This is a genomic window from Streptomyces sp. NRRL F-5630, from assembly GCF_000719475.1.
GTDB lineage: Bacteria > Actinomycetota > Actinomycetes > Streptomycetales > Streptomycetaceae > Streptomyces.
The window spans coordinates 98748-111220 of record NZ_JOGO01000001.1 but is presented as its reverse complement, the minus strand read 5'-3'; the positions used below and the strand labels follow the sequence as shown (position 1 = coordinate 111220).

At 75.8% G+C, this 12473-nt stretch carries 6 protein-coding genes; 5 read left to right on the top strand and 1 reads right to left on the bottom strand.

Going from position 1 to position 12473, the window contains the following annotated elements; translation table 11 throughout:
- Positions 1-8: 8 nt before the first annotated feature.
- Positions 9-767 (top strand): thioesterase II family protein, encoded by a 759-nt coding sequence (locus IF99_RS0100330; RefSeq protein ID WP_030994226.1) that lies wholly within the window; start codon positions 9-11, stop codon positions 765-767.
- Between the two features lie 5 nt (positions 768-772).
- Here the strand turns inward: IF99_RS0100330 and IF99_RS0100325 are convergent, their stop codons facing one another.
- Positions 773-1513, bottom strand: coding sequence for a 4'-phosphopantetheinyl transferase family protein (locus IF99_RS0100325; RefSeq protein WP_051703308.1), 741 nt, complete (start codon positions 1511-1513; stop codon positions 773-775).
- 174 nt (positions 1514-1687) lie between these two features.
- On the opposite strand from IF99_RS0100325, the gene IF99_RS0100320 reads away from it, so the two are divergent.
- The 4 genes from IF99_RS0100320 (at position 1688) to IF99_RS35380 (ending at position 12457) form a co-directional block, all read left to right on the top strand.
- Positions 1688-2920, top strand: coding sequence for a hydroxymethylglutaryl-CoA synthase family protein (locus tag IF99_RS0100320; RefSeq protein ID WP_030994224.1), 1233 nt, complete (start codon positions 1688-1690; stop codon positions 2918-2920).
- A gap of 7 nt (positions 2921-2927) precedes the next feature.
- Complete coding sequence (locus tag IF99_RS0100315) at positions 2928-3716, top strand: enoyl-CoA hydratase-related protein (protein WP_030994223.1); 789 nt, start codon at positions 2928-2930, stop codon at positions 3714-3716.
- 46 nt (positions 3717-3762) lie between these two features.
- On the top strand, positions 3763-6042 hold the full coding sequence (fabD, locus tag IF99_RS0100310; RefSeq protein WP_037826201.1) for an ACP S-malonyltransferase: 2280 nt from the start codon (positions 3763-3765) through the stop codon (positions 6040-6042).
- Positions 6043-6178: 136 nt separating this feature from the next.
- Positions 6179-12457, top strand: coding sequence for a beta-ketoacyl synthase N-terminal-like domain-containing protein (locus tag IF99_RS35380; protein WP_078654936.1), 6279 nt, complete (start codon positions 6179-6181; stop codon positions 12455-12457).
- The last annotated feature ends 16 nt before the right edge of the window (positions 12458-12473 follow it).

The following is a 12473-nucleotide window of genomic DNA, read 5'->3' as shown; positions in this document are numbered from 1 at the left end:
GGACAGCGGTGACCGGTACCTGGCTCAAGAGCGGCGACGCCACCACCTCCGCACCCCTGCGTCTGTTCTGCTTCGCCCACGCCGGGGGAGGCGGCGGCTTCTTCCGGCCCTGGCGGGAGCTGCTGCTGCCGCAGATCGAGGTCTGCCCCGTCGTCCTGCCCGGCCGCGAGACCCGCGTCGCCGAGCCCGCCCACCGGTCCATGGAGGAACTGCTCGACCCGCTCTGCGCCGGACTCGCCCCCTACCTGGACCGGCCCTACGCGCTGTTCGGTCACAGCACCGGCGCGGCCATCGCCTACGAGGTCGCCCGCCGCTTCCAGGACGACCCGGCGCGCGCGCCACGCCGGCTGCTGGTCTCGGGACGACGCCCCCCGCACCTCGCGGCACGGCGACCACCGTTCGCGAAGCTCCCCGACGACGACTTCCTCCGCGTCGTCGCCGAACTGGGCGGCACCCCCGAGGAGGTGCTGCGCCAGCGCGACCTCATGCGGATGTTCCTGCCCGCGCTGCGCGCCGACTTCCATCTCAACGAGAACTACCGCCCGCTGCCCGGCCCGCGTCTGCGCTGCCCGCTCTCCGGGTTCACCGGCGACCGGGACCCGGAGGTCACCCCGATCGAACTCGGACTGTGGCGCACCACCAGCGACGGCCCGTTCCGTATGAGGGTGTACGAGGGCGACCACTTCTACCTCGCCGGGCTCCCCGAGCCGCTGCGCTCGGACCTGCGCGAGGACCTCGGCCAGGACATCCGCGAAACGGTGTCCTGACCCGGTCACGGCGGGCCGGGGTGCCGGACCACCGTCACGTCCGGCCCGTGGCCCCGCCGCAGCGCCACCGCGACGAGATGCCGGTCCGCCAGCGGCCACTGGGCGAACTGCCACAGCGAGCCGTCGTCGTCGGCAGCCGTGAGCCGGGGCCCGCCGGACGCGTCGGGCGAGAAGGCGTAGGAGTCCGGGGGCAGGTGGAAGCCGAGGCCGCGCGCCTTGCCGTACGCCTCCTTCAGCGTCCAGTGGCGCAGGAACACGCCGCCGCGCTCTTCGGGCGGCGCGTCCCGCACCCGGGCGGCCTCCCGGGGATGGAACATCGCGCGCGCCACCCGCAGCGGGTCCACCGAGCGGCCGAGGGTCTCCACGTCGATACCGCAGTCCAGATCAGGACAGACCAGGCAGACGGCCCGGCCCGGGGCGTGGGCCACGCTGAAGCGCAGCCGGGGCACCGTAGGCGGCCCGGCCAGCTCGGGGCGGCCGTACGGCCCCGTCGTGAAACGCCATACCGCCGGGGGCACTTCGGGCACGCAGCGGCTGAGCGCGGTCCGCAGCAGGGTGCGGGCCGCGAGGTGGAGGCGGCGGTCGGGCTCGCGGTGGAAGGCGGCGGAGCGGCGGCGCTCCTCCGCCGAGAGCAGCGCGTCGTCACCGTAGCCGTCCGGGGCGGCGGACCAGACGCGCGCGAGGGGAGTGCCGGTCACCGCGTGGTGCAGGGGGAGGCGGGACGGTGGCGGCGGCCCCTCGTGCACGGCGGTCTCCTCGCTGGCGGTGCGCCGCCGCCGGTCCCTCCGGGGGCGAGGGCCGATCCTGCGGCCCGGCAAACGGCCCCGCCGTGCAAAAGTGAGCAGATCCGCGAGGCCTCCGGCGGTTACAACCAGGAGAGCCGGGGCCCGGTGGCGGGCCCCCGAGCGCGGGAGCGACCCATGGCCGTAGGCGTCGAGGCGATCAACGCCTACGTGGCGCGCGCCTGTTTCGACGTGGCGGAGCTCTTCCGGGGCCGGGACCTGGACATGTCCCGGTTCGACAACCTCATGATGCGCCGGAAGTCGGTCAACCTGCCCTGCGAGGACGCGGTCACCAACGCCGTCAACGCGGCGAAACCCCTCCTCGACCGGCTCACCGCCGAGGAGCGCGACGCCATCGAACTCCTCGTCGTCGGCACCGAGTCGGGCCTCGACCTCGGCAAACCCCTCTCCACGTACATCCACCACCATCTCGGCCTCAGCCCCCGCTGCCGCTCCTTCGAGGTCAAACACGCCTGCTACGGCGGCACGGCCGCCCTCCAGACCGCGGCCGGCATCATCGGGTCCTCTCCCGTCGAGCACGCGAAGGCGCTGGTGATCGCGGCCGACGCGCCGAGCGCGGCGGCGCGCGGCACCTACTGGGAGCCCTCGGAGGGCGCGGGCGCCGTCGCCCTCCTCGTCAGCCGCGACCCGCGCGTGCTGGAGATCGATCCCGGGGCCAGCGGCCTGCACACCTTCGAGGTGATGGACACCCTGCGGCCCCGTCCGGACCTCGACTACGTGGACTCCGACGTCTCCCTGCTGTCGTACATGACGTGCCTGGAGCGCAGCTTCGCCGCCTACCGCGAACGCGTCGCCGGCGCCGACGTGGTGAGCAGCTTCGCGCACCTCGTCCTGCACACGCCGTTCGCCGGCATGGTCAAGGGCGCGCACCGCAAACTGCTGCGCGGCCAGAAGGGATGGCGTCCGGCCCAGGCGGCCGAGGACTTCGAGCGCCGGGTCGCGCCCAGCCTGCACTACGGCTCCCTCGTCGGCAATCTCTTCTCCGCCTCGCTCTACCTCGCCCTGTGCTCCCTCCTCGACCACGGTGACCCCCGTACCCCCTGCCGGATCGGGCTGTTCTCCTACGGCTCCGGGTGCGGCTCCGAGTTCTTCAGCGGGATCCTCGGCGAGGAGGCCCCGCGCACGGTCGGCCGGATGGGGATCGGTGCCGCGCTCGACGCCCGGCGGGCGCTGACGATGGGGGAGTACGACGCCGTCACCGAACTCGGCGGCGACCGCGCCTTCGGCGTACGCGACCTCGACGTGGACACCAAGCCGTACGCGGACCTGTACGGCGAACTGTTCGAGGGGGCCGGGCTGCTGAGGCTCGACCGCATCGAGAACTTCCACCGCCTCTACTCCTGGAGCTGACCGACCGATGAGCCACGGCACCGTCCGGGTCCGGTACCAGGACCCCACCGTCCTGCGGATCACCCTGAGCCGGCCCGAACGCGGCAACACCATCGGCTCCGCGCTGATCGCGGACCTGCACGAGGCCCTGGACACCGCGGAGGAGTCCGGCTCCTGCCGGCTGGTCGTGCTCGACGCGCCCGGAGGGGTGTTCTGCAACGGGATGGACATGGCCGAGGCGGCGGGCGCCACCGGACCGGGAGCCGCCCCGGGGGCGGACGCGGCCGATCCCCACGGGGCCGCGTTCTTCGGGCTGCTGCGGCGCCTCACCGAAGTACCGAGGCTGACCCTCGCCTGCGTGGACGGGCGGGTGTCCGGCGGCGGGGTGGGACTCGCCGCCGCCTGCGACCTCGTCCACACCACCGAACGCGGCGTGTTCAGCCTCCCCGAGGCCCTGTGGGGGCTGCTGCCGTGCAGCGTCCTCCCCTTCCTCGTCCGCCGCACCGGCCACCGCACCGCCGCCACCATGACACTCACCACCCTGCCCCTCACCGCACGGGAGGCGGCGGACCGGGGACTCGCCGACGAGATCTCGCCCGACGCCGAGCCGTTGATCCGTCGGCTGCTGTCCCGGCTCGCCAAGATCGACGCCCGCATGATCGGGGAGGCCAAGGGCTACCTGTCCGCTCTCCATCCCGTCACCGCCGAGACCGAACGCCGCGCGCTCGACGCGTTCGCCCGGCTCGCCTCGGCGCGCGGCGTCCACGAGGGCATGGCACGGTTCGCCGCCGAAGGGCGCTACCCGTGGGAGCGATGAGCGCCGGGCCCGCGCCCCGCCGGACGGAGCACGCGGGAGACCGCCGATGACAGTCGTCTGGGCCTTCCCCGGCCAGGGCTCCCAGCGCAAGGACATGGGGGCCGGGCTCTTCGACCGCCACTCCGCGACGCTCGCGCGCGCGGACGCCGTACTGGGCCGGTCCGTACGCGAACTCTGCGCCGATCAGGCCGCGTTGCGCGACACCCGGGTACTCCAGCCGGTCCTCTACACCATCGGCGCGCTGACCTACCTCGACCGCGCCGCCCGTGAACCGCAGCCCCACTGCATGATCGGGCACAGCCTCGGCGAGTACACCGCCCTCTACGCCTCCGGCGCCCTCGACTTCGAGACCGGGCTGCGTCTCGTCGTGGCCCGCGCCGAGATCATGGGCCGGGCGAGCGGCGGCGCGATGCTCGCGGTCGTCGGACTCGGCGTCGAACGGCTGCGGGAGGTGATGCGCCGCGAAGGGGCGGACGACATCGACGTGGCCAACCACAACTCGCCCCGGCAGACCGTCCTCTCGGGCCCCGAGGACTCCGTGCGCGCCCTCGCGCCCGTGCTCCGCCGGGAGGGCGCGGGCAAGTGCGTGCTGCTGCACATCAGCGTCGCCGCCCATTCCCGCTACATGGCCGAGGCCGCCGACGAACTCGGTGCCGTCCTCGACACCGTCACCTTCCACGAGCCGCGCGTCCCCGTCCTCTCCAATGTCACCGCCCGCCCCCACCGGGCGGACCGCATCGCGCTGCGGCTGCGCGAGCACATGTGCCAGGGGGTGCGGTGGTGGGACAGCCTGGCCCACCTCGTCGCACAAGGCGTCACGGAGCTGGTCGAGCTGGGCCCCGGGAGCGTCCTCACCAAGCTGTGGGCGACCGCCCGCGCCGAACTCCCGGGCCCGCCCGCGACCCCGGACACCGGTGAAGGACCCGCCCGGCCCGGCACCCGCCCCGAAGCGCCCCCGGCGGCGCGGGAGGGCCACGACACCGGGCCCCGGCCGGCGAGCGGCCCGCCGGAGCCAGGGACCCGCGCGACGACGGCCCGGAGCGCGCCTCGCCGCCCCCGGGTGACCAGGGAACGGCTCGGCGCGGCACGGTTCCGGGAGCGGTACGCGACCGACTCCGCCTGGGTCGTGTCCGGGACCGGTGACGGGGCGGCGGGCGACGAGGTCTGCCGGGCCGCCCGCGCGGCCGGGCTCATGGCCTTCACCGACCCGTCCCCCGGCGCCCCGGACCCCGCCTCCCTCGGTGAGGCGGCCCGGAGCGGCTGGGGGAGCGGACTGCGCCCCGGACCGGAGGCGGACACGCGGGTCACCGCGCTGCTCGCCCACGACGTACGGCACGTCGAGGCCGACCACCCGCACGGACCTGACGCGGCACTCGTCCGCTTCCGTTTCACCGGCGCCCACCGCGGCCCCGCCGGTACCCCCGTCGCCGTCCGGCACGTCCTCGCCCGCGTCACCGGACCCGGGCAGGCCGCCGCCTTCCTGCGCCCGCCCGCCCCCTCGCTGCTCGCCGGACTCGTCCGCACCGGGGCGCTGACGGAGGACGAGGCCGACGCCGCCCGCGAACTGCCCGTCGCCTCCGACCTCGCCGTCCAGGACCCGGGCGGATGGCACGAGGACGGCGCCGACGCCTACCAGTTGCTCCCCGCCGTCGCCGCGCTCGCCGCCCGCGCCCCCGGGACGGAGCCCGTGCACGTGGGCCTGTGCGGAGTCGTCGGCACCCCCGAGCAGGCCGCCACCGCCTTCGCGCTCGGCGCCGCCTTCCTCGTGTCCACCTCGCTCACCGCCTGCGCCCCCGAGGCGCGGCTCGCCCCCTCCCTCAAGGACACCCTCGCGCGGGCCGGTGAGGACGACGTCACCTGGGCGCCCACCGAACGGCACGCGGCCCTCGGCGTCCCCGGGCGGGTCGTGCGCCGGGGCACGCTGTTCCCCGCCCGGTCCGGCCTGCTGCACCGGCTGCTGTGCGAGCACCGCTACTTCGCCGACATCCCCGCACCCCGGCGCCGGCACATCGAGGAACACCTCCTGGGCGGGCCCGCCCCGCCGCCACCGGGCTCCCGGGCCGACGACCGCCCGCTCACGGCCGACGTCTTCCGCTGGTACGTACGGGAGACCGCGCGCCGCACCCCGGCGGGCGAACCGCTGCGGCCTGTGGACCACCAGCTCCGGTGCGACCCGGAAGCGATCTGCTTCAACAGGGCGGCGGCCGGTACCGCCCTGGCCGCGTGGACCGCCCGCACCCCGGGCGCCCTCGCGGCGCACCTCCTGACGAACGCAGCGGAACTGCTGACCGCGAGGGCCCCCGTACCCGCTGACGGGCGCCCATGAATCAGCGGACACACCCAGCAATCGCCGGAACGGTCCGCGACGGACAGCGGCGTACCGCCCCCGGGATGCCGGGGCAGGTGCCGCGCCCGGACGGCTCCGGAGCGAGCCGAGGCCGAGACCCCTGGAGTGAGACGGCATGAACCCTGTGGAGCGCAGCGCCCTCGACACCGGGCCCGCCGACGGCCCGTCCGCCCCGTCTGCGGCCACACCGGCCGCCGGCGCGCGGACGGGACCGTCCGAGCCGTGCGTCGTCCTCGTGTCGGCGGGGGACCCCGACCGGCTCGCCCGTGCCGCCCGCGCACTGCGCGACCGGCTCGCGGTACTGCTGCGCGAGGGCCGGGCACCCGCCATCGAGGACGTCGCCTGGACCACCCAGACCGGCAGGGTGCCCATGGCGCACCGGCTGGCCGTCGTCGCGCCGGACCTCACCGGTGTCGTCGCCGCGCTCGGCGCCTTCCTCACGGGCAGCCCCGCGCCCGCCGTCCACACCGGGCGGGCCTCCCGTGCCGGGAGGCCCGGACCCGCGCCCGCCACCGCCGCCGAGGCCGCCCGGTGGTGGGCCGAGGGCGCCGACCTGCCCTGGGAGACGTACTGGCGCACCCCGCGCGCCCGCGTCGCGCTGCCGGTGTACCCCTTCGCCCCCGTCGAAGCGCCCCCGCCGCCGGTGGCGGCACCGGCCGCCGACACCGCGCCGGACGCGACACCGGAGGCGTCGCCGGATGTGGCACGGGAGGTGGCGGCACTGGAGACCGTCCTGCTGGACCGCTACGCGGAGGTGTCCGGGATACCCCGGGACGAACTCGACGCCCACACACCCTTCGTGGAGTACGGACTCACCTCGCTCCAGATCGGCGAACTCAACCGGCTGCTCGCCGAGGACTGGGGAGTCGGCAGCCGGACCCTGTTCTTCGAGCACGGCGACATGGCCCACGTCGCCGAAGACGCGGTACGCGGCCACGGAGCCGCCCCGCGCCGCACACCGGCCCCCGCACGGTCCGCCGCCCTGGCCGCCGTACCCGTACCGCCCGCACCGGCCCCCACACCCTCCGCCGCCGCACCGGCCTCCGCCTCCGCTCCCGTCGGGGAGAACGACGGGGCGATAGCCGTCATCGGTGTCGCCGGCCGCTACCCGCAGGCCCCGGACCTGGAGGCGTTCTGGGCCAACCTCGAATCCGGCACCGACTGCGTGACCGCGCTGCCCGCGGAGCGGCACCGGCCCGGCTGGCCCCAGGGCGACATGATCGGAGGCTTCCTCGACGGCGTCGATCGCTTCGACCCGCTCCTGTTCGGCATCACCCCCCGGGACGCCGCCCTCATGGACCCCCACGAACGCCTCTTCCTGGAGACGGCCTGGGCCGCCCTGGAGAACGCGGCCCATCCCCGGCAGCGGTTGCGTGAACGGCACCGGTCCCGCGTCGGCGTCTACGCGGGCGCCATGTACGCCGACTACGCCTTCTTCGGCGTGGAGCAGACCCTGCGCGGACGCCCCGCCTACAGCGGCGGCGCGCTCGGCAACAACGCCAACCGGGTCTCGTACGCCCTCGACCTGCACGGCCCCAGCCTCGCCGTGGACACCATGTGCTCCTCGTCGCTGGCCGCCCTGCACCTGGCGGTGCGCGCCCTGCGCGCCGGGGACTGCGAGATCGCGCTCGCCGGTGCCGTCAACCTCTCCCTGCACCCGAACAAGTTCATCCAGCAGCGGCTCATGTCCCTGACGTCCAGCTCCCGGCGCTGCCGCAGCTTCGGCGAGGGCGGCGACGGCTTCGTTCCGGCCGAAGCGGTGGGCGTGCTGGTGCTGAAGCCGCTGGCGCGGGCCCTGGCCGACGGCGACCGGGTGCGCGCGGTGGTCCGGGGCACGGCCATGGTGCACGCGGGGCGCACCAACGGCTACATCGTGCCCTCCCCGGTGGCACAGAGCGAGGTGGTCAGGCAGGCACTCGCCGACGCGGGACTGCGGGCCGCCGACATCGACTATGTGGAGGCGCACGGCGCCGGTACCGCGCTCGGCGACCCCGTCGAGATCGACGGGCTCAGCCGTGTCTTCGGCGGCGACGACCGACCGGTGGGCTCGCTGCCCATCGGTTCGGTGAAGTCCACCATCGGGCACGCCGAGGCCGCCGCCGGTATCGCCGCGCTCACCAAGTGCCTGCTCCAGCTCGAACACGGCACCCTGGCCCCGACCCTGCACGTGGACCAGCTCAACCCGAACATCGACTGGGACTCCGTCCCCTTCCGTGCCCAGCGCACGGCCGCTCCCTGGCCGCGGCCGACCGGCCCGGACGGCACCCCGCGCCCGCGCCGCGCGGGCATCAGCTCCTTCGGCGCCGGCGGCACCATCGCCCACGTGGTGCTGGAGGAGTTCCGCGCCCCCGACCCCGCGCCCGAGGAGACGGACGCCGCCGGAACGCCCCGGCTGCTCGTGCTCTCCGCCCACGACGAGCAGCGTCTGCGGGAGAGCGCCTCCCGTCTCTCCGCCTGGCTGCGCCGCCCGGACCGCGCTCCGCTCGCCGACATCGCCTGGACGCTCCAGACCGGTCGCGAACCACTGCGCGAACGCCTCGCCTTCGTCGCCACCGACGCGGCGGAAGCCGCCGCCCTCCTCGCCGAGTTCGCCTCCGGCCGGGACGCTTGGGGCGCCATACGCGGCCGGGCCCCTCACGGCGGTCGGCCCCAGGGGCGCCTGCTGCCGGACGGCCCCGCCCCCGACCTCCGCGCGCTCGCCGGGCACTGGGTCACCGGCGGGCCCGTGGACTGGACGCGGCTGTACCCCGGCGCCGCCCCACGCGTCACCACGCTGCCCACGTATCCCTTCGCCCGGATGCGGTGCTGGATTCGCGAAGAGGACGAGGCCCGGGAACCCACCGCCCCCGCACCGGCCGCCGAGCCCACCGCCCCCGCACCGGCCGCCGAACCGGCCGACGCCGCACCGGCCCCCGAGCCCGGCCCGGCCGCACCGCCCGCCCGGCGGGGCGCCGAGGACGTCACGCTGCTGCGCCGGGAATGGCTGCCCACCGGTGAGGCGACCGACGGAAGCGGACCCGCCGAGGGCTTGGTCTTCTGTTTGCACGGCACGGCGACCCGGGCCGTCGCCGACGCGCTCGCCCGCACCGCGCCGCCCGGCACTCTCGTCCCTGTCCTCGTCCACGACGGGCATTCCCCGGGCGCGGCAGGGGAGTTCGGTGACGAGGACCAGGCCGACGCCGTCGCGGACGACCTTCTCGCACGCCACCGCGTGATCGCCGGCTGGATCGACCTCGCCGACCTCGACCGCCCCGATCCCGCCGACCCCGGGCCCTGGACCGCCCGCCTGCACCTGGTCCGCAGGCTCATCGGCGCCCGGCCCGGCGCCCGGCTGCGCGGCCTCCAGGCCGTACGCGGCCTCCAGGACCTCGACGGACCCGCCCCCAGCCCGGCCGGCGCCCGGATGGCGGGCTTCCTGCGGTGCCTCGGCGCCGAGTACCAGCGGTTGGACACCACCGTCCTCGACACCGACCTGCCGAGCGCCGCCCCGGAGCGGCTGGCCGCGTCGCTGTGGGGCGAGTGGCGACGGCCGGGCGCGCGCGCCGAGATCTGCCACCGGCACGGACTGCGCTACGAACCCGTCCTGCGGCCCACCCTCGCCCGGCACACCCCGCTCGTCGCGGACCCCGCACGCGCCTATGTCGTCACCGGCGGCACCCGGGGCATCGGCGCCCGGATCGCCGCACACCTCGTCGAGCGCGGGGCGCGCGCGCTCGCGGTGCTCGGCGGCCGGGCGCTGCCACCGCGCGAGCGGTGGGACGTCCCCGGCGCGCTCGGCGCCGACGAGGCGGAGGCCGTCGCCGGGGTGCGCCGGCTCGAACGGCTCGGGGCCCGCGTCCTGGTCCACACCGGGCCGCTCACCGACAGGGCCGCCCTCGGGGCCTTCCTGGAGCGGGTGCGCTCCGAACTCGGGCCCCTCGGCGGTGTGGTGCACTGCGCCGGTGGTCTCGGCGGCGGGCGGCCCGCCTTCGTCGCCAAGGACACCGCCACCGTCCGGGCCACCTTCGCGCCCAAGGCGGACGGGCTGGAGACGCTCGCCTCCCTGTGCGAGGGCGACCGCCCCGACTTCTTCGTGGCGTTCTCCTCGGCCTGCGCCCTCGTCCCGCGCCTCGCCACGGGCGTCACCGACTACGCGGCGGCCAACGCGGCGAGCGACCTGCTCCTCGGCCACCGGGTCCGCACCGGCGGCGCCCACTTCCGTTCCATCGCCTGGCCGATGTGGACCGAGAGCGGCTCGGCACGCGGGAAGGAGAACGTCTGCGCCCCGGTCGGTCTGGACACCGTGGACGACGCGACGGGGCTGCGCGTCCTGGAGCAGGTGATCGCCATGCCCTGGGGCGGCACGGTGCTGCCCGCACTCCCCTTGGACGCCTCCTTCGACGCGGAGTCCCTGCTGGACACCCGGGCGGGGGCGAAGGCCGCCACGCCGCCCGAACCTGAGCAGGCGCCGGTGACGCGGCCGGTGCCTGCGCCGGTGACGGAGCCGGTGCCTGCGCCCGTGCCGGTACCGGTGCCCGGGCCCGCCGAGGGGGGCGATCCCGGCTGGCTGGTCCGGCTGGTGTGCGCGGTGCTCGGTACTCCGGAGACGGACCTCGACACCACGGCCGACTTCACCGACCTCGGCGTGGAGTCCGTCATGCTGGGCGAACTCCTTGAGCGCATCGAGGAAGCGGTGGGCGAGCACCTGCCGCCCTCGCTGCTGCTGGAGCACCCCTCGGTGCGGCAACTCCACGACCACCTGACCTCCCTCGGCCTCGCCCCGCAGCCCGCCCCGGCGGCACCCGAGGTGCCCCGGCCCCCCGCCCCGGCGACCGCTCCGGCCCCCGCGACCGCCCCGGCCCCGGCGGCGCCCCCCACCCCCGCCGCCGTGCCTTCCACCGCCCCGGTGGAGGGCCCGCGCCCCGCCGATCCCCGTACCGAGGGCAAGGTCGCCGTCATCGGCATGGCCGGACGCTTCCCCGGCGCCCCCGACGTCGCCACCTTCTGGAACAACCTCCTCGAAGGCCGCTGCGCCGTCACCGAGGTGCCGGCCGAACGCTGGGACACCGCCACCCACTACCGCCCCGCGCACGAACTGGGCCGTACCAACGGCAAGTGGGGCGGATTCCTGGAGCGCATCGACCACTTCGACCCCGAGCCCTTCCAGCTCACCGACGACGAGGCCACGGTGCTGGACCCCGGGATCAGGCTCTTCCTGGAGGCCACCGGGGACTGCCTGGCCGACGCGGGCTACCGAGGCGAGGAACTGCGCGGCCGGGACGTGGGCGTCTTCGTCGGCGGGCGGATCTCCTCCTACCCGCTGCGCGCGCCGCTGCGCCCCGACGTGCTCCAGTCCGACCAGAACTTCCTGGCCGCCCAGGTGGCCCACCGCTTCGACTTCCGGGGCCCCAACCTCGTGGTGGACAGCGCCTGTTCGTCCTCCCTGGTGTCCGTGCAACTGGCGTGCCGCAGCGTGCTGGCCGGAGAGGCGGAACTCGCTCTGGCGGGCGGGGTGGAGATCCTGCTGGACGAACGTCCCTACCTGGAGTTCGGCGCTGCCCGGGTCCTGTCGCCCACCGGCCGCTGCCGTCCGTTCGACGAGAGGGCGGACGGCATCGTGCCGGGGGAGGGCTGCGGGGCCGTCCTGCTGAAGCCGCTGGCCGCCGCCCTGCGCGACGGTGACCGCGTGCACGCCGTGATCGAGGCCGTCGCCGTCAACAACGACGGCCACACCATGGGCGCGACCACCCCGAATCCGGCCGCCCAGACCGCCGTCGTCCGCAAGGCCCTGGCCGCCGCCGGACGCCGGGCCGGGGAGATCGGCCTGGTGGAGGCGCACGGCACGGCCACCAAGATCGGCGACCCGATGGAACTCAAGGCGCTCACCGACGCCTTCGCGGGTGCCGAGGAGCCCTACGGCCGCTGCGCCATCGGCAGCCTGAAGGCCAATGTCGGCCACCTGCTGTGCGCCGCCGGAGTCGCGGGCCTGATCAAGGTCGCCCTCAGCCTGGAGCACGCCGTGGTGCCGCCCACCCTCGGCTGCGAGACGCCCAACCCACGCTTCGACTTCGCTCATTCACCGTTCCGGCCCGTGACGACGGCCGAGCCGTGGACGGAGCCGCCCGGCCGCCGGGTGGCCGGAATCAGCTCCTTCGGGCTCGGCGGCACCAACGCCCACCTCATCGCCTCCGCCCTCGACCCGGCCGGGCGACCGGCGGGCGTCCCGGTGCGCGCGCCCCTGCCCGCGCCCGTGCGCACTCCGCGAAGGCTGTGGCTGGAGCGGCCGGCCGGCACGGGCGCCGCCGCCCCCCGACCGGCCGCCGTACCGCGCGCGGTCCCCGCGTCGCCGCCTGACTCCCTCCCGTCGCCCTCGCGGGCCGCCATCCTCGATCTGCGGTTCGTCACGCCTCGCTGACGGACGTATTTCCCGC

Bases quoted from the DNA above. Each gene is read 5' to 3' on its own strand.
- fabD (WP_037826201.1), top strand. From the start codon at position 3,763: ATGACAGTCGTCTGGGCCTTCCCCGGCCAGGGCTCCCAGCGCAAGGAC.
- IF99_RS0100315 (WP_030994223.1), top strand. From the start codon at position 2,928: ATGAGCCACGGCACCGTCCGGGTCCGGTACCAGGACCCCACCGTCCTG.
- IF99_RS35380 (WP_078654936.1), top strand. From the start codon at position 6,179: ATGAACCCTGTGGAGCGCAGCGCCCTCGACACCGGGCCCGCCGACGGC.
- IF99_RS0100320 (WP_030994224.1), top strand. From the start codon at position 1,688: ATGGCCGTAGGCGTCGAGGCGATCAACGCCTACGTGGCGCGCGCCTGT.